Genomic DNA, 20,197 nt, shown 5'->3' with positions numbered 1-20,197 from the left:
TTATCCCTGAAATATCGGCTTATGATACTATGTGACGAGAGATTTATGGCACGAGCGATACAACTGGCACGGCAGGCGGAACCTCAATCCGTCAGTCCTAATCCTCATGTCGGAGCTGTGTTGGTGTACGACGAAGATCCTAACGATGTGCGTATCATCGGTGAAGGCTATCACAAAAAGCGTGGTGAAGGGCATGCCGAAGTCGAGTGTCTTCGAAGTGTCAGAGATGAGGATAAATTTCTCATTCAGCATGCCACAATGTATGTAACCTTGGAGCCTTGTGCACATGTGGGAAGGACACCATCGTGTGCTTCTATGCTTGTCGAGAGAGGTGTGCCTCGTGTCGTTGTTGGTACGACAGATCCCAATCCCCTTGTTGCCGGCAAGGGGATAGATATCTTGAGAAGTAATGGCATACAAGTTCTTGTGGGCTGTCTCTCACTTGAGTGTCGAGAAGTTGCAAGGGTGTTTATGACCAATCAGGAACGACATCGTCCATTCATCACCCTCAAGTGGGCACAGAGCCAAGACGGCTATATGGACAGACAAAGGACGGAGGGAAGCCCAATCATATTTTCAAGTCCTTTCAGTGCTATGCTCGTACATCGAGAGCGTAGCCGTCACTCTGCTATCCTTGTGGGAGCAAGGACAATACTCTTAGATAGAGCTCGTCTTTCAAATAGGCTTTGGACAGGGAATAATCCGGCCCCCTTTGTCCTTGATCCGAGGGGGGAAAGTTTTGATGTGTTGGCTACTTATGATGATGCCAAACGTTGGACGGTTGTGACTACAAAAGCAACAATGGATGCTGTCGATCATCACACTTTCAAGGTGCTTGCTGTCGACCGTGAGGAAGAGATGCTTGATGGCTTGATGACTCATTTGATGAAAGACGAAAAGACATCTCTCCTTGTTGAAGGTGGTAGTTATACTTTATCTTCTTTTATCTCGGCAGGTCTTTGGGATGAGGCACGCATAGAAAAAGCTCCCTTCGATTTGTTTGAAGAGGGGATAAAAGCTCCTGACTTATCCTCTGCCCGGAAGGTGGATAGCCATACCATTGATGGTCGGGTCATCGACCTTTACCGACGTTTCTCGGAGAGATAATCCTGAAGTCAGTTATTTACGATTTTTGTTCGAAGACAGAATACTTTGCTGTTTCTCGCCAAAAAAGATTCCGGTGCCTACCATGAGAAGATTACTCCAAGGTGGCACCGGATCGTTGTAAGGTTTAGTCTTTCAGTTCGTCCAAGAGAGATATGTCGATGTAGAATAAGTCTTTTTTGTCTACATAAACGGCGGGTGTCTTGGTTCTGAACTTTTTCTTATTGAGCTGTACATCCGTAGAGAACGCCGAGATGGTCATTGTTTTGCCCTTGTGCCTTACGATGAGTTGTTTGTCCTCAGGCTTTTTCCCTTTGATCGTCACATTCATTCCTTTGAAGACTTTGTCATGAGGAGCAAAGTACTTATCTGTAAGTGTGATCATGCTTGTTTCAAGGCCGAGGAGAGCCCGCATATAGTCGTGCAACTCGATGTTTGTGTTGAAGCCCATCATCCTTTGGGTGTCTTCGGGGGCATAGACTGCCAAAAATACATCCTCTCCCGTATGTCCGAATGTCGTAAACCCGAAGTACATATTCTTGCGGAAGATGTGCGCCACAAATGATGATAAAGAGCCTGAATATAACGCCTCCTTTTTCCCCTTGCCGATGTTGCGTTCGGAGACAGGAAGTGGACTTTGTTTGTAACCATCGACGTGTTGTAGTTGTGCCAAATCTTCGGTAGTAAGCTCGATGCCGGCTTCTTTTCGGAAGATCTCGGAGGCTTGGGCAAAGGGAACTTCCTGCAAAATCGCTGCAATGCCATCAGCTGTTTTTTTCACTCTGACGAGTGGCCCGAAGAGCTTCTCTTGAGAAGCTCCGGAGTAGTTGTTAAGCCCTTGCACACCGATACTTAGTCCACTGTTACCATGATCCGAGGTCATGATGACGACAGTGTTGCCATCCTTTTTTGCAAAGTCCAGAGCGACCTGGCAGGCCCTATCGAAAGCGAGGAACTCCGTCGCTATACCAACAGGATCATTGGCATGAGCTGCCCAGTCCACCTTGCTTCCTTCGACCATGAGAAAGAAGCCTTCATCATCGTCATCGAGATGCTTGATGGCTGTTGATGTCATCTCTGCGAGAGACGGCATCTTAAGAGGATCTCTGTCGATGTCGTAAGGCATATCCATATCTCCAAACAAACTCCACATCTTGCCATCTTCATGGGCCCTCATGCCTTCGAGGTCGTTAAGATAGACCTTGTTGTCAAGTGCTTCCAATGTCTTTTTACGCTCGGGGGTGATGAGTGATGCTCCCCCTCCGATAACTACATCGAGATTGCTGTGTATCATCTGGGGTGCTATCCATTCGTAACGCTTACGGTTGTAACTGTGCGCAGAGCAGTCTGCCGGTGTGGCGTGAGGAAACTCACAAGTGAATACCAAGCCGGTCTTACGATCTTGAAGTATCCTTGTGGCTTCCAAAAGAGTCATGATTGGGCTGTATTCCCTTGAAGCTTCGAGAGGTATAAGATCGTTGGCTCCGTCCGAATAAGGATATGTAGACACGAAACCCTTGATGGACGGAATACCTGTCATGTAACAAGAGGTCGTCGGTGCCGAGTCTCCGATGGGAGCGTTCGAGCAGTATGTCAAGATCGTGCCTGAAAGGTAAGGGTCCAGATGGAGACGAGTATTTTTCGGATCTTGAGTGCGTTGGTACCAGCGAGCCAAGGACAACGCAGGAAGGGATGCTCCATCCGCAATCATGAGGATGACATTCTTTACCGGACGTATTTTCCTTGCCTTACCATTCTCTGCTCCGAACATAGTTGTTCCGAACAGTCCGTTGAATACCAAAATAAGGGCTAATAGTATGGATAATCTTCTTTGCATGGCTTTGTTACTTTGATAAAAGTGGTTTGGTTCACAAGTAAACAATTTCCTCCGGAAGAGGAGTGAGATTTTCGACACCAGTCTCGGTGATCAGGTAAGTATTTTCGATACCGAGTGCGCCCGTAGGAGCAAGGACAAACTTTGGTTCGAATGCCATCACCATTCCGGGCTCAAATACTCCTTTCCATCTGGGTGTCATCACCGGAGGTTCGTTTATTTCTATGCCTACACCATGGCCGACGAACTTTACCTGATGGTCTTGTCCCATGAAATGTGCGGACAGACCGGCCTCTTCTGCCATCTTTGTACAGTGGTTATAGACCTCTGCAAGCTCGACCCCGGGCTTCACTTGGGATTCAAAGTAACGGTGCATCTCTATCGAAAGATTATGGGCATCGATAGCCTTTTGATCTACCTTACCGTAGGCATAGACTCGAGTGATGTCGGTGTTGTAGGGACTATAATTACCAGCCATATCGAGCATGAGTGTCATGCCTTCTGAGATGACTTGCCCCGAAGCACCCATAGGCATTGCCGGCACTCCCTGTCCACCCATCGTGAAGTCGTATGGGGCAGAGATATTAGCATTGTTACCTGCTGCTATATTACCCATGAATATCTCCATACGAGGCCCAAAGCATCTGAACACACCGATCGAACCACGCTTACGCATCTCGTACTCGATGGCGAATTGCCATTCAAGGTCGGTCATCCCTTTCTTAAAAAGAGAGGGGGCTATCTTGTAAATCTCCATGTGTGGGAGAGCGGCTTGGCGAATGATCTCGATTTCGACAGAAGTCTTGACACTTCGCACGGTACGCATGAGTACAGAGGCATCGATGGGGGAAAAAGTTCCGTCTTTCGATACTTTGCTCAGCCGTTGGTACTCCGCATAGGGCAGGGTAGAAGATTCGATACAGGTTTTGCCATTGATCTCATAACCATATTCGGCCAATATCTCCGGCATCTGTTCCGGTTTTCGGATCAGGTGAGCACGGTCATACCCGGCCAATGCCTGTGACGGCTTTTCGGCAAAGAATATGGGAGCTTCCCCGGCTTTGAGAAAAGTAAATCCTAAGAATACGCTTCCCGTGAGGTAAATGTGGTTGGGGATGCTTCGTAGTAAGACAGCCTCGCAATCATTGTCCATCAGAGCCTTGCTGACCTTTTGGCAACGGAGCGACAACTCTTCATGTGTGATATTCATTATAAATTGATTTTTGTAGATTTTATTTTTGAGTACACAAAGTTACTTTTTTCTTTTCTCAAACGCCCTTTCATCTCCGTCAATTTGACCGACTAAAAAATGGAACAATCATCGGTAAAAACATCCGACAGATTGTTCCAGATATCTTATTGGTATGGGTTCGGCATAAAGCGTTTTATGTCCGAACCGAAGGTGTTTGATATTCGAAATCAAGGAAATTAGCTTGTTTCATCAACTCAGACAACCTTTCTTGAAGAGTTCGCTTTACTTTATTTGTATTTATCTTTTAGAGAGGTTTAGTGGTTACTTCTCTTTATTTACTTTCACTCTGTTTTCCTTTTGATAGCTTGGCACTACTTTGAGTTTCTTCAGATACTCGATCATATTTTCCGCAGTGGTAACGAACAAACTCCGACCCTGATCCTTATGTTCGTACTTATACACCGAAGTGATGTAACTATTCATCGATATTGAGTAAGTTTTATTGAGATCAAGAGGTGTGCCGTCGGCATTGAAGAGTTTTACTTCCTTGAGACTGCCATCTTTATTGATGGTATACTCTGACTTGAAGCCTGATGGATAGAGTGGCATCCTATTGTCCAATTCGAACGCTGCATAATGAAGGTTGAGCAGTTCTTGGCCTGTGAGATGAAGGACAATAGCTTCGTTGCCGAATGGATCGAGGGAATATACATTCATGATGCTAATGTCTCCCTTAGGTAAGCGGTCTATGCGCACACCTCCGGGATTGATCAGAGACAAGTCCGTCTCTGTCCCCGCACGAAGAGCATCGACCATGAGATAACCCAGTTGATCGTGACTCGAGAAGTCCTCCTCTGCTGTCGCAATAACCTGCTTGAGTTCGGGGCTGTTGTTGTATCGGTCTACCAGCTCTTTTAGATCGCGACGGACATTTCCCTGCTTACCCACAGGTATGAGCTTCATTTTACGCTCTATGCTCCCATCCGACTTGAGTGTGAGCTGTATGAGTGTTGCAAATTTGAGTTTGCTTGCCGCCTGAGTGATCATGATTCCATTTTCGATCAATTCCTTGTCCACCTTTGTGTGCGAATGTCCCCCTATGATGAGTGGTGTAGCTTTCGGATCCAATAGTTTCGCAAGCTCGACATCATTTTCGATGCCGAAATGATTGAGGTATATCAAGACCTCTGCGCTGTCTTTGAGATGCATCAGCTCTTGCCCCACCTTGAATGGATCAAGGAAGACAAAGCCCTTGACATTGTCCGGGTGACTGTCAGGTATGCCGGTGCTGTTGATATGCAGGACAGAAGCCACTGCCACTCTCACACCATCGCCGGTAGTCAAGATGTGATATGGCTTGATCTTGAAATCGGAGCCTTCGGGTTGCGTGAGATTGGCACATAGGAAGGGGAAGTTCGCTTTGTTTGATAGCGAAGCAAAACCCTCCAATTTCGAATCGAATTCGTGATTTCCCACTGCCGAGATGTCAAACTTCATGGCGTTCATCAGCTCGATCATAGGCAATCCCTTTTCAGGATACTGATCATTGACGGGGTTACCGGTTTGATTGTCCCCGCCCGAAAGAAGTAGAAGATGAGGATATATCACACGAAGACTGTCCGTGATGTATCCCAGGCGAGGGAAGTTGTCTATGGCTGCGTGCATATCATTCACTGCCAAGATCGTGATCTGTCGGTCAGACTTGCGGATGGGGGCCTTCCTCCCCATAGTACCACAACTGCTTACGATCATCGCAAGAGTGGCAAGTACCATTAAGGCCTTTGTTCGTTTCATCATTTGTTTGTTTTTAGATTTATTGAATCAGTATTGATTGTGACTATCAGTTGAGCCCCACTGTTGATACTACCGTCATGGTCAATCTCATTGCCCCAACGATCGCAGATGTGCAAGGATGAGAGAGGGGTAGAGGCCCCTCTATCGGAGAGGTAGGTACGCACTGCGTCTCCTGCCCTTGCCCCCTCATACACATGTATCTCCTCACCATTGACTGTGACTTTCATCTCAATGTCCCTCGTGCTTAGCTAACACATCGTCGAATTTATGAAAAATATCTGCCTTCTCAAAAAGAATATAAGGAAAAGACTTTTCCAAAGGCCTTTTCCGCCCACTGAGTGAAGTCAGCTTGTTAAAGAGTCACCACGAGCACACTGTATCTCTTTTTGACATTGGGTGTTTGCGTATTGTTTTTGTAGAGAAATGTTGGTCGTTCGTTGGGCAGAATGCATTCTGATGCCCGACAGAAAGTTTTCTGCCCCATGCCAGAATGCATTCTGTCACAAGATAGATATAGGAGCCTTGAAGTAGGGAAAGATAGTTGTGTCATAGTCTCAAAACTGCTGTCCTCTGATCGAGCCTTTGGGTTCCGGACTATAAAATGGTTTCCTTGCTTTCAACTTCTGTCTTTAGGGGCTATGCACTTTTGTGGGAGCTAAGCATAAAATAGGGTGTATCAAAATCTTTTTTGATACACCCTATTAGGTTTTATGTGTTGTGATTGTGAGCCGAGAGAAATTGTCCCTTAGAGACTTTGTTGGATTTAGATATCTATGGTCACTCCACCAACAAAGTGGATAGGTGCCGATGGCCATACGACTCGATTACCCACCTTCCTGATGATCTCTTCACCCTTCTTCTCATAGTACCCTTCTACGTAGCCTGTGTTGTCGTAGGCTTGGTTGTAGAGGTTGTTGATTTGGAATGAGAGGGTAATGCTACGACCGGAGCAGAGTGAATGGCTGTAGTTGAGTTTGAGGTTTGATGTGTAATAAGCTGGCAGAGTACGATCTTCCAAGCCGGAGTTGTCCATGTGTCTTTTGCCGACATAGTTGCCCGTAAGGAGAAGTTGGAGAGGCTTGATTGGAGACCAGCCGATGGTGTGGTTGAAGATTACCGATGGACTCATAGCTATTGGAGTTTCGTCAAGAACGACAGAGAGAGGGTTCCAGTTTTTGTCCCCTTCAACAAACTCATAATTCTTGATGATGTTGCGGCTAAGGGTCAAGTTGGACTGCACGAAGAGTGAGCGGAGGATGTCCCATGACACTGATGCTTCCACACCTGTACGGTAACTTTTAGGTACGTTGACGTGAATAGGTTCACCGACATCGCTGTACTTGCCGCTGACGATGAGTTGATCCTTGTAGTCCATAAAGTAGCCATTGATGCTGAGGGCAAAATTCTTGACCTTCCAGTTGAAGCCCAATTCGTAGTCCATCAAGAACTCAGGCTTTGGGTGAGATATGAGGCCATTTTCAGATTTAATGCTCTCTGTGTATGTCTTTCGAGTAGGCTCCTTGCCAGCCATTGCAAATGAAGCGTAAACGCTGAGGTTGCGGTTGATGGTCTGGTGGATACCGACCTTAGGCAAGAAGAAGTTGTACTTCAGATCATAGTCGAGGACATCGAGCTTGCTCGTGACATCGTTGAAGCTGTCTGTTGTGCCGTTCATCTTATGTGTGATGTGACGGTACATGATGTCTCCGTAGAGGAGAGTGTTGTCGAAGATGGTGTATTCTCCTTTGAGATAAGCAGAGTAGTCAGACTTCTTGCTTTTGTTGCGGTAATACTCTTGGCCGGGGATGAAGTCCGGTGTCTTGTCCATGACAAAGTCCAATGTTCCGAAGTGATGGTTGGTATAGCTGTTGCCTGCAACACCGGCAGAGAGGTGCAAACCATTGCGGTTGTAGTCAAGGTTGATGATCGCACCATAGAAATCGTTGTCCAAGTGTTTGTTACGGATGAGTGAAGTTCTCTTCTTGCCGTCTACAGTAGGAAGATCATAGTCCTTGAACTTACGTCCTGTACGGTACTCGTGTGCATAACCGTCACCCTTGGTGTAGTGGAGTGTGGCACCGTACTTCAAGCCCGGCATAAGGTCTTGCTTGAAGATAAGGTAGGTGTGACCTTGGTTGTAATTGTCTGTATTGTAGTGGTACTTTGCTACCGAGGGGTCTTTTTTTGCCTCGGAAGGATTGATGAGCCCTGCTTCGTTGAAACGACGGCCGAAGATCTCCTTATTTTCGTCTGAAAGGCCTCTCCAGCCTATACCCGTCTGCTGTTCGCCATAGTTGTGAATGATGTCAAGGCTTGTGGACTCACCTCTGTGCGATGCATGGAGATAGTAAGCTGTACCCTTGCCACCTGTGCGGTCGACATACCCATCGCTTTTGATCTTGGAGAGATAACCACTGAAAGCCCATCCATTCGCCAGACGACCTGACTCAAGGCTCACCATATTGCGGTTGAGACCATAAGAGCCCCAATATGTAGCAATGCGTGCGCCTGCTTCTCTTGCTGGTCTGCGTCCACGCATATCCATTGTCGCTCCGAAAGATCCTGCTCCAAATGTAGAAGATCCTGCTCCGCGGACGATGACGATGTCATCAAGGCGTGAGCCATAGTCTGGCATATTTGCCCAGAAGACCGTCTGGCTCTCGCTATCATTGAGGGGAACACCCATGTTCGTGATATTGATACGAGAAGCATCTACTCCACGGATGGTGAATGAGGTATAGCCTCCCATGATGCCACCATCACTCGACAGAACAAGAGACGGCGTCCCTTGTAGTAGGGTAGGGACGTCCCACGCGATGGACTTCTTGGTGAGGTCGTCCACTTTGATACGGTGTTGGGTCACAGGAGTCTTCTCGCCCGGACGAGTACCGAGGACTTCGACTTCATCTTTGATGTCGTACTTCATCTCTTGCGCCATTAGCCTTGTGGTCATCGCTCCGAAGAGGATAGCCAAAGACAGCATCGAAATACTTTTTCTAACCATTATTGTAATAACAGATTTAAACAGTGAATAACTCTGATCGAATGATCAATCCCTATCGGAGTACGAGACACAATTCCGTGAAACGCTGACGGCGTACGAAGGGGTAGGAGTTTTTAGATGATCTGAAGTGATATGTCGAAGCCCGGACGGGCACATAACCTAAATACTTTCCCTACGTCGGCATTATCCGATCAGGTTCTAAGGGTTTGTTCTCAGCCGTAAAACCTACAGCACCCCTAAGTGATTTTAATCATTAAATCCCTGCAAAGGTAACAAAGGTATGGTAGATTTACAAATAAAAGGAGAGTTTGCGGCAAGAGCGTTTGTTCTAAATCATTATAACCTGAGGATGGGATTCAAGTTGGCCACGATTTTTGGATGTATTTTGACTTATCCGGCGAGTGAGATGATAGATTAGGTGAGGAGGAGTTTTTAGGGAACGGTAAAAGAAACTCCCCTTACTTAAACTTGATACAGGAGAGGGGATCTAAGTTTGAGTAAGGGGGAGATATGGATATTATATTGAGTGGATGTTTGGACTTACTTTACGTTCATCATTCGTTCGATGGAGACAATGGCTTTTTTACGAGTTTCGGGAGCAACCTTGACTTCATAACGTTCATGCAAGAGAGCATCTCTGAGTGCTTCGAGAGTGGTGAGCTTCATGTATTCACAAGTATGCTCCGGTGCTATGGGGATGAAAGTCTTGTCAGGATAGATGCGTCTGAGCTCATATAGAGTCTCGGGCTCGGTGGCAATAACAAATGTATCTGTATTGGCTTGTGCGGGATGCTTCATGATCCCCGCTGTCGAGCCTACATGGCATCTCTCATGCTTCAGCACCTTGGGGTCATCGCAAGCTACAGACTCGGGATGAATAAGGATATCCGCCGTTGGATAAAGATCGATAAACTTGAGTACCAAGTCCGGGGTGATGTGTCTGTGGACATAGCAGTCTCCTTGCCATAACTCCATGTTTCGCCCGGTCATGCGATTGATGTAAGCCCCGAGATTTTTGTCCGGTCCGAAGAGGATAGGAACATCGTTAGGCAGAGACTGTACAACCTTCAAAGCGTTGGCTGATGTCACACAGTAGTCGGTATGTGCCTTGACTTCGGCAGAGGTGTTGACATAGCTTACAACGATACCATTTGGGTACTTGGACTTCCATTCAGCAAGCTGAGCACCGGTAACACTCTCTGCAAGTGTGCAGCCTGCATTTTCTACCGGGATGAGGATCTTTTTGTTGGGCGAAATTATAGATGCGGTCTCTGCCATGAAGTGCACACCACAGAAGACAATGATGTCTGCCGTGGTATCAGCCGCTTGCTGGGAAAGTCCTAATGAGTCTCCAAGATAGTCGGCAGCTCTTTGTACTTCGGGGCGAGTATAGAAGTGAGAGAGGATGACAGCATTCTTTTGTTTCTTTAGCTCCTCTATCTCTTTGTAAAGGCTTTCGTACTTGGTGTTAAGTTCTGTTTGATTCATGAGTTTTGAGAGTCTTTTAGTATGGGTGGTCTGTGAAGTTCATGCTTATGTCAAGAGCTTTGACGCTGTGCGTCAGTGCGCCCATGCTGATAAAGTCGACCCCTGTCTGAGCTACGCCTGCGATGGTCTCGAGTGTGATATTGCCTGATGCCTCTGTCTTGGCACGTCCATCGATGAGTTTTACTGCTTCGGTCATTTGTTCTAAGGACATGTTGTCGAGCATGATGATATCAGCGCCGACTGCGAGAGCTTCGCGTACTTCATCAATATCTTTGGTTTCAACCTCGATCTGAATGGATATAGGTAGTGACTGTTTTGCTTGACGAACGGCATCTGTGATGCTGCCTGCTGCTTTGATGTGGTTGTCCTTGAGCATGGCCATGTCGTAGAGCCCCATACGATGATTGGTACCCCCACCGTGTCTCACAGCGAGCTTGTCTGTGAGGCGGTGACCGGGAAGGGTCTTACGGGTGTCAAGGAGGCGAGCGTGAGTGCCTTCAAGTTTTGCGACACAACGAGCTGTCATTGTAGCGATACCTGACATGCGCTGGAGAAAATTGAGCATGATGCGCTCGCTACTCAATAGCTGTGCATAGGGGGCAATGATCTTTACGATATCTTGCCCTTTGACTACGGCTTCACCATCTCTGACAAGAGGGATAAACGTATTGTCACCAAGCTTGTCAATCACCATCTTTGCCACTTCGAGACCCGAGATCACACCATCAGCTTTCGCCGTCATTATGGCTGTGACTTGTTTGGACTTAGAGATAATGGCATCGGTTGCGAGGTCACCTGTGAAGAGATCTTCTTCGAAAGCTATGGTTATGAGTCTATCAACGTGTTGATAGAACATTGAGTTGTTTTTAGTCATTGTGAAGTCGGATTTTTAGTATTTTGTGCTTATTTATTTCTGTTCTGTAGGCGTGATCGTCCGATAGAGTCTCAGGGTAATCACTGCGGTAATGCCCACCTCGGCTTTCGCAACGTTCGAGAGCCGACCTTGCTATCAGCCAAGCCACTCGAAATCTCATATATAAGACATTCGCACTGAGATAATGGGTGCGATATCTCTCTATTTCTGATAGCTTGGTCTCGATCCAGCTGATAGCTTCGGATAGTTGTTTCTCTGTGCGGATAATGCCGACATTCCGCATCATCAAGACTTTGAGTTCTGCGAGAAGGGAAGAGGAGAGGTTGTCGTTCCATTTGTCGTTCTCTTGATGTGATATGGATGAGTATGACTTTACTATCTGCCGAGCTTTTTCTTGAAGTGTCTCTATATCATCCAGGCACTGAACGTTGACGGCATCTGCGATGCGCCGTGCGAAGACCGCACACTCTATAAGCGAATTGGAGGCCAATCTATTGGCTCCCATGACACCGGTCGATGCCACTTCTCCTACAGCATACAAGCCTCTGATGGAAGTCTCTCCTTCGAGATTGACCTTTATCCCGCCCACGGTATAATGTGCGGCAGGAGCTACAGGGATTTGTCTGGAGAGATCATAGCCAAACTGTTCGCAGTGTTTTGCTATCGATGGGAAACGCTTCTTGATATATTCGGGATCAAGGTGTTGTAATGAAAGGGTTACGTGAGAAGAGTCTTCTCTCTTCAAGACTTTGAATATCTCTCGTGCGACAGTATCTCTCGGTGCCAATTCGCCCAGTGGATGCAGCCCGGTCATAAACCTTTTTCCTTCGGAGTCCAAGAGATAAGCCCCTTCTCCCCGCACGGCTTCGCTGATTAAAAATGAAGAGGTGGTGTCCGGGGTGTAAAACGCTGTCGGGTGAAACTGTACAAACTCCATGTCCATAATGTCGGCACCGGCCTCGTAGGCCATGCTAATGCCATCACCAAGCGACTGAGGAGGGTTGGTTGTCGGAGCATATAGTGCAGCGGCTCCTCCCGTAGCCAAAACGACGATGGGCGATAGATAGGCTTCCATGCTCTTGGTGGTATGACTGTATGAGAGGATACCGTAGACTTTATTGTCCTCGACAAGGAGACGTAGGACATGATGATCGAGAAGTAATTCTATGTTGGCATTAGCCCTCACTTGCTCTATCATGAATGATGTCACCATACGACCGGTGGCGTCACCTCCTGCATGGAGGATACGTTTGCGATGATGTCCGCCCTCTAGACCCAGAGCGAGCTGTCCCTCCCTTTCCGTATCGAACAGCATCCCGAGCTCGATGAGTTCTTTGATGCGCTCAGGAGCTTCCTCCGTCAATATCTTGACAGCTTCGGAATCACATAGTCCTCGACCAGCTTCGATAGTATCTTGGAAGTGCAGAGAGGGAGAGTCCTCTTTGGTCATGACTGCCGCCATACCTCCCTGCGCCATATATGAGTTGCTCTCCTCTATCGAACGATTCGAGACCAATGCAACCTTTCCCTCCCGACTAAGGAAGAGAGCAGTGTATAGCCCGGCAAGTCCTCCCCCAACAACAATGAAATCATACATATTCATGCTTCCGTATCAGAGATTTTAAGTTCTGCTGTGACTACTATATGTAACCTTGTGTAAACTTTTTCGACATAATGGCTTGCGTCCTAAGAGAGATTAAGCATAACGCTCGAAATCGAGTTATGCAACCTCGTTTCCGAATCCTGTACTTTGGGGTAGTCAAGAGTGTGCTCTTTCTGCGTGAACTTCAAGAGTGGATCCATCAAAAGTGAGATTTGTCTGCTTGTTATTACTCTCTTTGAGTGCTTTTTTAGGTCGAACTTATATCAGTCATGTAATCTGAAAGGCAAAGCTACAAAGTTTTTATTTATTACGGGGGTGATGTTGCAGTATTTCGTCTCTCAATTTGCTTCGATCGATGTGGGTGTATATCTCTGTGGTTGCGATATTGACGTGTCCGAGCATCTCTCTAATTGCTTGTAGGTGTGCTCCTCCTTCCAATAAATGTGTTGCAAACGAATGTCTTAGCGTATGAGGTGAGATGCTTTTTTTGATTCCTGCCACTTCTGCCAAGTCTTTTATGATCATGAAGATCATCTGACGACTGATGGCTGTGCGAAGGCGGTTGAGGAAGAGGTGATGCCCAAACGTCGGTTTCGCTTCGATTCGCTGGCGAATAGGCAGATAGGCGGATATGCGTGCGGTGGCATCGGGAGACATTGGGACAAGACGCTCTTTGTTTCCTTTGCCGATCACTTGGACAAAGCCTGCTTCAAGGTGCAACTGAGGAAAGGTCAAGGCACAGAGTTCGCTGACACGTAGTCCACAACTATAAAGCAACTCGATGATGGCGGCATTCCTTACACCAATGTCCGTATCGGTATCTATGGATGAGATCAAAGCATCTATCTCTTCGACAGTCAGGATGTCGGGTAATGTGCGACCGATGTAGGGTGATTCGAGTAAATAAGTGGGATTGTCCGAGACAACCTCCTCCAACTCCAAAAAACGATAGAACGACTTGATGCCCGAAATAACTCTGGCGACTGAACTGTGTGCTATTCCAAGGTCGTAGAGATAGCTTACGAAGGATTGTAAATCATCATAGGTCAGCTCTTGTACTGTTTTGGCTTCTTTCTCTGCAAAGTACAGTAGGTGTTTGATATCATTACCATAGCTTTGGAGCGTATTCTGAGAGAGGTTGCGCTCCAGTAGGAGGTAGTGTGTGTAATCCTCCAATAGTTCGTTCTGCGATGATAAGATGTCTGCGCCCATATTACGAGTATTTTTGATGAAGATACAGAAAAACAAAAAAACAAACGACAATCTACCAGAGGACAGATTGCCGTTTGTTTCCGTACAATATCATCGACGAAGAGATATTGCGAGTAAGTGTGATATAAGTATGATATACTCTTTTTACTTCGCTTGCGCTACGATAGCCTTGAATGCTTCAGGGTGGTTCATCGCAAGGTCAGCAAGGACTTTTCTATTGATTTCGATACCCTTAGCGTGAAGAGCTCCCATAAGCTTTGAGTAGGTCGTACCTTCGAGGCGTGCAGCAGCATTGATACGCTGGATCCAAAGTGCACGGAAGTTTCTCTTTTTGTTCTTACGGTCTCTGTAAGCATAAGTAAGACCCTTTTCCCATGTGTTCTTCGCTACTGTCCACACATTGCGGCGAGCTCCGTAATAACCACGGGTAAGCTTCAAAATTCTTTTTCTCTTCGCTCTTGAAGCGACATGATTTACTGATCTTGGCATAGTTTCTAAAAATCTTATGAGTGTGGGCGGTCTATATTTGTGGTTAGACTCTTTAGTTCAAACAGCTCAACACTCTGTTAAAAAAATCTTTTAGTGTAGTTACGTCCATCCCACCTTCGGTGGTGTACAACATCTTGTCTTATCTAAGACCAAGCATTGTCTTGACATTCTTCTCATCGAACTTGTGTACGAGAGATGAGTTAGTCAAGTTTCTCTTTTGCTTCTTAGTCTTTTTGGTCAAGATGTGGCTCTTGAACGCATGCTTACACTTGATTTTACCTGATCCGGTGAGGGCGAACCTCTTCTTGGCACCGGAAATAGTCTTCATTTTAGGCATTCCAAATACTAATTTGTTAAGTTGTAAATATTCATATCAGACGATATGCCTTATCGTCCTAATTTGTTGTTTTATCCGAAAGTCAGTAAGGTCGTGTGATCTTACCTAACTCTTTACTCCTCGTTGTCTTCTTGTTCGTCCTGAGCCTTAGCCTTAGAGGCTTCTTTCTTCTTTCCGCTTCCGGCTTTCTTGGGAGAAAACATCATGATCATTCGTTTCCCTTCAAGTACAGGCATCTGATCGACCTTAGCAAACTCTTCCAAATCTGTTGCGAAACGTAGTAAAAGCATCTCGCCTTGATCCTTGAAAAGGATCGAACGTCCACGGAAGAAGACATAAGCCTTCAACTTGCATCCATCTTCCAAGAAGCCTTTGGCGTGCTTGAGCTTAAAGTTGTAGTCGTGGTCGTCCGTCTGAGGCCCGAAACGAATCTCCTTGACAACAACCTTGACAGACTTGGCCTTTTGCTCCTTTTGCTTCTTCTTCTGTTGATAGAGGAACTTTTGGTAGTCCATCACCTTGCACACAGGAGGATCCGCATTAGGAGAAATCTCCACAAGATCCAAATCCTGCTCATCAGCGATGCGCTTAGCTTCTGCAAGTGTATAGACGCCTTGCTCTACGTTATCACCGACCAACCTCACTTCTTTTGCTCGGATGCGATCGTTGATACGATGCTGTTCTTTTGAATCCTGAGGTTTTCTAATGTTTGCCATTCAGTATAATTAAATTGTTTAACGATCTTTTCTTCTAAAACACAGTGTGTATCAGAGTCTTCTCGGAGTTATTCCTTTCTCCAAGAGTTCATCTGTTCGTCCACTGCCGACAAGATACGGTTCGCAAAGATAGTAATTTCTTCCGAACCTAAGTCGCCTTCGCCATGTTTTCTCACAGATACACTGTTAGTTTCGGCTTCTTTCTCACCGACAATGAGGAGGTATGGGATACGTTTAAGTTCGTTGTCACGGATCTTGCGACCGATCTTTTCGTTACGATCATCGACGTATGCACGGATGTCATTGCGTGCCAAAGTCTTTGCCACACCATAGGCATAGTCGTTGTACTTCTCGCTGATAGGAAGTATCGCCACTTGGTCAGGTGCCAGCCAAAGAGGGAAGCGACCTGCTGTGTGCTCGATCAGTACCGCTACGAAACGCTCCATGGAGCCGAAAGGTGCACGGTGGATCATCACCGGACGGTGCTTCTTGTTATCCTCACCGGTGTATTCGAGATCAAATCTTTCGGGCAAGTTGTAGTCCACTTGTATCGTACCCAACTGCCATCTGCGACCCAAAGCATCTTTGACCATGAAGTCCAACTTAGGACCATAGAATGCAGCTTCTCCGTACTCGATCTTTGCTTGAAGTCCCACTTCTTGACAAGCATCGATGATCGCTTGTTCAGCCTTCTCCCAGTTCTCTTCCGAGCCGATATATTTTTCTCTATTCTCTTTGTCTCTGAGAGAGATCTGAGCTTCAAAGTTTTCGAAGTCAAGAGCCTTAAAGATGATGAAGATGATATCCATCACCTTGATGAACTCTTCTTTGATCTGATCGGGACGACAAAAGAGGTGAGCATCATCCTGAGTAAACCCTCTCACACGGGTAAGTCCATGGAGCTCACCACTCTGTTCGTAGCGGTAGACCGTGCCAAACTCTGCGAGACGTACAGGTAGATCCTTGTACGAGCGAGGTTTTGTCTTGTATACTTCACAGTGGTGAGGGCAGTTCATCGGCTTGAGCATGAACTCTTCGCCCTCTTGTGGCGTCTGTATCGGGCGGAATGAGTCTGCTCCATACTTCGCGTAGTGCCCCGAGGTTATATAGAGATTCTTATGACCGATATGGGGGGTCATCACCTGCTCGTAGCCGTGGATCTTTTGGATCTTCTTCAAATATTCCTCGAGAGAGAGACGTAGCTGTGTCCCTCTTGGTAACCACAATGGCAAGCCAGCTCCCACATTTTGAGAGAATGCAAAGAGTTCAAGTTCCTTACCGATCTTACGGTGGTCACGCTTCTTTGCTTCTTCGAGGAGTTCGAGATACTCGTCAAGCATCTTCTTCTTTGGGAAAGTGATACCGTAGATACGGGTCAACTGACGACGAGTCTCATCCCCACGCCAATAAGCTCCTGCTACACTGAGGAGCTTGATCGCCTTGATGGGCGAAGTATTGATCAAGTGTGGTCCCCTACAAAGGTCTGTAAATCCACCTTGGGTATAAGTCGTGATCGTACCGTCTTCAAGGTCGGTGATGAGTTCGACCTTGTACTCGTCTCCCTTGCCGTTCCAATAGTCGAGAGCATCTTTCTTGGAGATCTCTCTGCGCTCGAGAGTAGACTTTTGAGCTGCAAGCTCTTGCATCTTCTTCTCGATGGCAGGTAGGTCAGATTCACGTATTTGTACATCTGCACCCGGATCGACATCATAATAGAAACCCGCTTCGATAGCAGGCCCGATCCCGAATTTAATGCCCGGGTAAAGCTCCTGAAGGGCTTCTGCCATCAGGTGAGCACTTGTGTGCCAGAAAGCATGCTTGCCCTCGGCATCATCCCACTTGTGCAACTTCACTTCTGCATCCTCTGTAATAGGACGAGAAAGGTCAACGATCTTCCCATTGACGGTCGCTGCAAGTACATCTTGTGCCAGCCTGCTACTGATGCTTTCGGCGATCTGCAATGCAGTCACCCCTGAAGCATATTCACGTACCGAGCCGTCGGGAAAAGTGATATTTATATTCATAATATGATCATTCATGCATCTTACCCCTAGGAAGCCTTGCAGCCCGACAGATAAGACACTTTATTTCAAAGTACTTAAATAACTTCACAAAGTTAATACTTTTTGTCTCATCTTACACTGGAATTATCAATAATGTCAAGACTTTATGTTCAATCGTCAAGTACAACAATTTAGGACTAAATGGTTGTCACCTAAAGAAAGGCTTTTGTTTTGACCTAGAAATACTTTTTGCCGTCTTCATATGCGGTATCTCTTGCTTTCCCACATTTGTTGACAGCACGGTATAGGTTGGGCTAAAAAACTAACAAGGCAATCTAAAAATCCTTGCTGATGCTTACAGATCTATCATTGTTGATCGTTAATGTCTGTTTACGCTCAAAGATGATGGAGTGGATCTGTACAATGTCTGAGAAGTCAGCTATAGAGCGTGAAAGAATTTCAGTCCTTTTAAGCGTGTTGTCCATTAAGAACAGCAGGGTGTTTATATTGTCTGACATTGTCAAACTTTTTAGTTCTAACAAGTCCTCTTCCTTACATTTAATTCCATTAGCTATGATCAGAGAGTCCAAGTTCATGTAAGGGAGCACTATACAAAAATGAGTCCATTCTTCGTTTTGAATTGTGTCCAATGAAAAGGTTTTATTGATCTCTATTCGTTCAAACTTACGCTCCAATTCTTTTGAAAAAACTGCATTCTTTTTGTTGCAAGATGAAGTGGAACAAAGGAGCATTATGAATATGAAAGCAGTGCTCAAGAAATGATTCTTATTTTTCATTGATGATGTGTTAAAAAATATACCTTCAGTCTGATCCTATGGTTATTGTTCAATATGTTTGAAGTGTCGGTAGTTTGTTCCTCAAATCCCTTTTGAATATGTCGTGCCAACCTTTTGCCAAGTCATTTCCGAGCGAGTCTGGTTTACTATAATATAATTCACGCTGGAGATGTTAGATATTTGAGGGTTCAGTGTCAATGTATTATCTTCCGAGAGATCAAGAGTATAGATGCCTTGCTCCACAGAGGTGTTGTGTGATAATGCATCGTAAGATGTCTTCATATAAGTATTTGTTTCCGTAAACTTATATTCGATCCAGCCAACGATCCGTGATAAAATCAGGGTCATCGTAACATTCTTTCCATATCCCTTGGAGATGGTCATATAAGATACTGCACAAGGAAGATTATTGTAATTGCAAATAAGTGTCTCACAATTCCTTTTATGAAAGACTCGTAAGTTCCCACTTCAGGATACGGTAAAATGCAGAGAAGGAAAATCTTCAAAAAACTTTTAATAATAAACTTCCCATATGCAAAACCACCTCCGGCAACTGTTGTGATTATGCTGTCGGAGGTGGTTCGTTTTATCGAGTCTCTTGCGGAGGAAAACTCTTTTACTTCAACTTTTCGCGGAGCTTAGCAAGCATATCGACAGTCATTGAGTCCAAGTCGTACTTTGGAGCCCAATCCCACTCGCTGCGAGCGCAAGAGTCGTCGAGAGAGTTTGGCCAAGAGTTTGCGATACCTTGGCGCAGCTCGTCGATCTCATAAGTCATCTCGAATGTTGGGATTTGCTTACGGATGGCTGCATAGATCATCTCAGGATCGAAACTCATGGAGGCGATGTTGAACGAGTTGCGGTGGATGAGACGTGATGGATCAGCTTCCATAAGAGATACCATACCGTTCAAAGCATCAGGCATATACATCATATCCATGAAAGTGCCTGCTTGTAGAGGGCAGACGAACTTACCATCTGTGATCGCCTTATAGTAGATATCTACTGCGTAGTCGGTAGTACCACCTCCCGGAGGTGCAATGTATGAGATAAGACCGGGGAATCTTACCGAACGTGTGTCTACACCGAATCTCTTGAAGTAGTAGTCGCTGAGGAGCTCACCAGCCACCTTGGTCACACCATACATGGTCTTAGGGCGCTGAATGGTATCTTGGGGGGTGTTGTCCTTTGGTGTCTCAGGGCCAAACGCACCAATAGAACTTGGAGTGAATACAGCGCAGCCCTTTTCTCGAGCCACTTCAAGAGTATTGAACAATCCGCCCAAGCCGATGTGCCATGCAAGTTGGGGTTTGTTTTCAGCGACAGCAGAGAGTAGGGCAGCAAGGTTGTAGATAGTGTCTACGTTGTACTTTGCGACGACATCTGCGATCTGTTGAGCATTGGTGATGTCCACGATCTCTGCAGGACCACTCTCTAAGAGTTCGCCTGTGGGAGGAGCTGATGGGATATACCCGGCAACGATGTTGCCATCTTTGTAAATACTACGAAGGTACATAACAAGCTCGGAACCAATCTGTCCTGTTGAGCCGATGATGAGGACATTCTTCATAACAGAAAATTTTGTCGTTTATTTAGGTTATTGAATTTATACTCGTTTGTTAGATTATCGAAACGATACTTAACCGTTAGCGGTGACAAAGTTAGTACATCAATACGACCTAACAAACAAATTATCAGATATTTTTTTATCTCTGAGATACTACTTTTATCAAGGGTGTCAAAATATCTG

16 protein-coding genes and 1 riboswitch are annotated in these 20,197 nt (G+C 46.0%); of the genes, 1 reads left to right on the top strand and 15 read right to left on the bottom strand.

All coding sequences use genetic code 11. The annotated features are described in order from the left end of the window. The first annotated feature begins 45 nt into the window (after positions 1-45). Entirely contained in the window at positions 46-1,107 is a 1,062-nt protein-coding gene (gene ribD / locus EL262_RS03660; protein ID WP_036853693.1) for a bifunctional diaminohydroxyphosphoribosylaminopyrimidine deaminase/5-amino-6-(5-phosphoribosylamino)uracil reductase RibD, read from the top strand. 124 nt (positions 1,108-1,231) lie between these two features. Here the strand turns inward: ribD and EL262_RS03655 are convergent, their stop codons facing one another. The 15 genes from EL262_RS03655 to EL262_RS03585 all read right to left on the bottom strand — a co-directional run bounded on the left by EL262_RS03655 (position 1,232) and on the right by EL262_RS03585 (position 20,017). Further along, the gene (locus EL262_RS03655) at positions 1,232-2,941 is read right to left on the bottom strand and encodes an alkaline phosphatase (protein ID WP_025838386.1); all 1,710 of its coding nucleotides are present in this window, start codon (positions 2,939-2,941) and stop codon (positions 1,232-1,234) included. 31 nt (positions 2,942-2,972) lie between these two features. Further along, a complete protein-coding gene (locus EL262_RS03650) occupies positions 2,973-4,148 on the bottom strand; it encodes a M24 family metallopeptidase (protein WP_025838388.1) in 1,176 nt (391 codons plus the stop codon). A 303-nt stretch (positions 4,149-4,451) separates the two neighbouring features. Next, complete coding sequence (locus tag EL262_RS03645; RefSeq protein WP_223191292.1) at positions 4,452-5,924, bottom strand: bifunctional metallophosphatase/5'-nucleotidase; 1,473 nt, start codon at positions 5,922-5,924, stop codon at positions 4,452-4,454. Then, positions 5,924-6,151, bottom strand: a complete 228-nt coding sequence (locus EL262_RS03640; protein ID WP_025838392.1) for a hypothetical protein — start codon at positions 6,149-6,151, stop codon at positions 5,924-5,926. Before EL262_RS03640 ends, EL262_RS03645 begins: the two co-directional genes overlap by 1 nt. Before the next feature lie 536 nt (positions 6,152-6,687). Then, positions 6,688-8,928, bottom strand: a complete 2,241-nt coding sequence (locus EL262_RS03635; RefSeq protein ID WP_234983430.1) for a TonB-dependent receptor — start codon at positions 8,926-8,928, stop codon at positions 6,688-6,690. A 152-nt stretch (positions 8,929-9,080) separates the two neighbouring features. Beyond that, positions 9,081-9,176: riboswitch (TPP riboswitch) on the bottom strand. A gap of 292 nt (positions 9,177-9,468) precedes the next feature. Then, positions 9,469-10,416 carry a quinolinate synthase NadA gene (nadA, locus tag EL262_RS03630; RefSeq protein WP_025838394.1) on the bottom strand — a complete coding sequence of 316 codons (948 nt, stop codon included), beginning with the start codon at positions 10,414-10,416 and terminating at the stop codon, positions 9,469-9,471. 16 nt (positions 10,417-10,432) lie between these two features. After that, positions 10,433-11,290 (bottom strand): carboxylating nicotinate-nucleotide diphosphorylase, encoded by an 858-nt coding sequence (nadC, locus tag EL262_RS03625; RefSeq protein ID WP_025838397.1) that lies wholly within the window; start codon positions 11,288-11,290, stop codon positions 10,433-10,435. Then, positions 11,283-12,893 carry an L-aspartate oxidase gene (nadB, locus tag EL262_RS03620; protein ID WP_078735828.1) on the bottom strand — a complete coding sequence of 537 codons (1,611 nt, stop codon included), beginning with the start codon at positions 12,891-12,893 and terminating at the stop codon, positions 11,283-11,285. The genes nadC and nadB overlap by 8 nt, the downstream gene beginning before the upstream one ends. A gap of 300 nt (positions 12,894-13,193) precedes the next feature. After that, entirely contained in the window at positions 13,194-14,105 is a 912-nt protein-coding gene (xerD, locus tag EL262_RS03615; RefSeq protein WP_025838399.1) for a site-specific tyrosine recombinase XerD, read from the bottom strand. A gap of 144 nt (positions 14,106-14,249) precedes the next feature. Continuing rightward, the gene (gene rplT, locus EL262_RS03610) at positions 14,250-14,594 is read right to left on the bottom strand and encodes a 50S ribosomal protein L20 (RefSeq protein WP_025838400.1); all 345 of its coding nucleotides are present in this window, start codon (positions 14,592-14,594) and stop codon (positions 14,250-14,252) included. A gap of 139 nt (positions 14,595-14,733) precedes the next feature. Then, on the bottom strand, positions 14,734-14,931 hold the full coding sequence (gene rpmI / locus EL262_RS03605; protein ID WP_025838402.1) for a 50S ribosomal protein L35: 198 nt from the start codon (positions 14,929-14,931) through the stop codon (positions 14,734-14,736). A gap of 113 nt (positions 14,932-15,044) precedes the next feature. Next, the gene (gene infC / locus EL262_RS03600) at positions 15,045-15,647 is read right to left on the bottom strand and encodes a translation initiation factor IF-3 (RefSeq protein ID WP_036853696.1); all 603 of its coding nucleotides are present in this window, start codon (positions 15,645-15,647) and stop codon (positions 15,045-15,047) included. Positions 15,648-15,715: 68 nt separating this feature from the next. Continuing rightward, a complete protein-coding gene (gene thrS / locus EL262_RS03595) occupies positions 15,716-17,671 on the bottom strand; it encodes a threonine--tRNA ligase (protein WP_025838404.1) in 1,956 nt (651 codons plus the stop codon). Between the two features lie 314 nt (positions 17,672-17,985). Then, the gene (locus EL262_RS03590) at positions 17,986-18,168 is read right to left on the bottom strand and encodes a hypothetical protein (RefSeq protein WP_126464351.1); all 183 of its coding nucleotides are present in this window, start codon (positions 18,166-18,168) and stop codon (positions 17,986-17,988) included. A gap of 895 nt (positions 18,169-19,063) precedes the next feature. Then, positions 19,064-20,017 carry an NAD-dependent epimerase/dehydratase family protein gene (locus tag EL262_RS03585; RefSeq protein ID WP_025838410.1) on the bottom strand — a complete coding sequence of 318 codons (954 nt, stop codon included), beginning with the start codon at positions 20,015-20,017 and terminating at the stop codon, positions 19,064-19,066. Between the last annotated feature and the right edge of the window lie 180 nt (positions 20,018-20,197).

Source organism: Porphyromonas cangingivalis (genome assembly GCF_900638305.1).
GTDB lineage: Bacteria > Bacteroidota > Bacteroidia > Bacteroidales > Porphyromonadaceae > Porphyromonas_A > Porphyromonas_A cangingivalis.
This window is presented reverse-complemented; position numbering and strand designations above follow the sequence as displayed.

What these genes read in the sequence shown, in the direction of transcription:
- infC (WP_036853696.1), bottom strand. Translation starts at nt 15,647, where the DNA reads ATGGCAAACATTAGAAAACCTCAGGATTCAAAAGAACAGCATCGTATC.
- nadB (WP_078735828.1), bottom strand. Translation starts at nt 12,893, where the DNA reads ATGAATATGTATGATTTCATTGTTGTTGGGGGAGGACTTGCCGGGCTA.
- EL262_RS03655 (WP_025838386.1), bottom strand. Translation starts at nt 2,941, where the DNA reads ATGCAAAGAAGATTATCCATACTATTAGCCCTTATTTTGGTATTCAAC.
- EL262_RS03640 (WP_025838392.1), bottom strand. Translation starts at nt 6,151, where the DNA reads ATGAAAGTCACAGTCAATGGTGAGGAGATACATGTGTATGAGGGGGCA.
- rpmI (WP_025838402.1), bottom strand. Translation starts at nt 14,931, where the DNA reads ATGCCTAAAATGAAGACTATTTCCGGTGCCAAGAAGAGGTTCGCCCTC.
- thrS (WP_025838404.1), bottom strand. Translation starts at nt 17,671, where the DNA reads ATGAATATAAATATCACTTTTCCCGACGGCTCGGTACGTGAATATGCT.
- rplT (WP_025838400.1), bottom strand. Translation starts at nt 14,594, where the DNA reads ATGCCAAGATCAGTAAATCATGTCGCTTCAAGAGCGAAGAGAAAAAGA.
- EL262_RS03635 (WP_234983430.1), bottom strand. Translation starts at nt 8,928, where the DNA reads ATGGTTAGAAAAAGTATTTCGATGCTGTCTTTGGCTATCCTCTTCGGA.
- EL262_RS03590 (WP_126464351.1), bottom strand. Translation starts at nt 18,168, where the DNA reads ATGTCAGACAATATAAACACCCTGCTGTTCTTAATGGACAACACGCTT.
- ribD (WP_036853693.1), top strand. Translation starts at nt 46, where the DNA reads ATGGCACGAGCGATACAACTGGCACGGCAGGCGGAACCTCAATCCGTC.
- xerD (WP_025838399.1), bottom strand. Translation starts at nt 14,105, where the DNA reads ATGGGCGCAGACATCTTATCATCGCAGAACGAACTATTGGAGGATTAC.
- EL262_RS03585 (WP_025838410.1), bottom strand. Translation starts at nt 20,017, where the DNA reads ATGAAGAATGTCCTCATCATCGGCTCAACAGGACAGATTGGTTCCGAG.
- nadC (WP_025838397.1), bottom strand. Translation starts at nt 11,290, where the DNA reads ATGACTAAAAACAACTCAATGTTCTATCAACACGTTGATAGACTCATA.
- nadA (WP_025838394.1), bottom strand. Translation starts at nt 10,416, where the DNA reads ATGAATCAAACAGAACTTAACACCAAGTACGAAAGCCTTTACAAAGAG.
- EL262_RS03650 (WP_025838388.1), bottom strand. Translation starts at nt 4,148, where the DNA reads ATGAATATCACACATGAAGAGTTGTCGCTCCGTTGCCAAAAGGTCAGC.
- EL262_RS03645 (WP_223191292.1), bottom strand. Translation starts at nt 5,924, where the DNA reads ATGAAACGAACAAAGGCCTTAATGGTACTTGCCACTCTTGCGATGATC.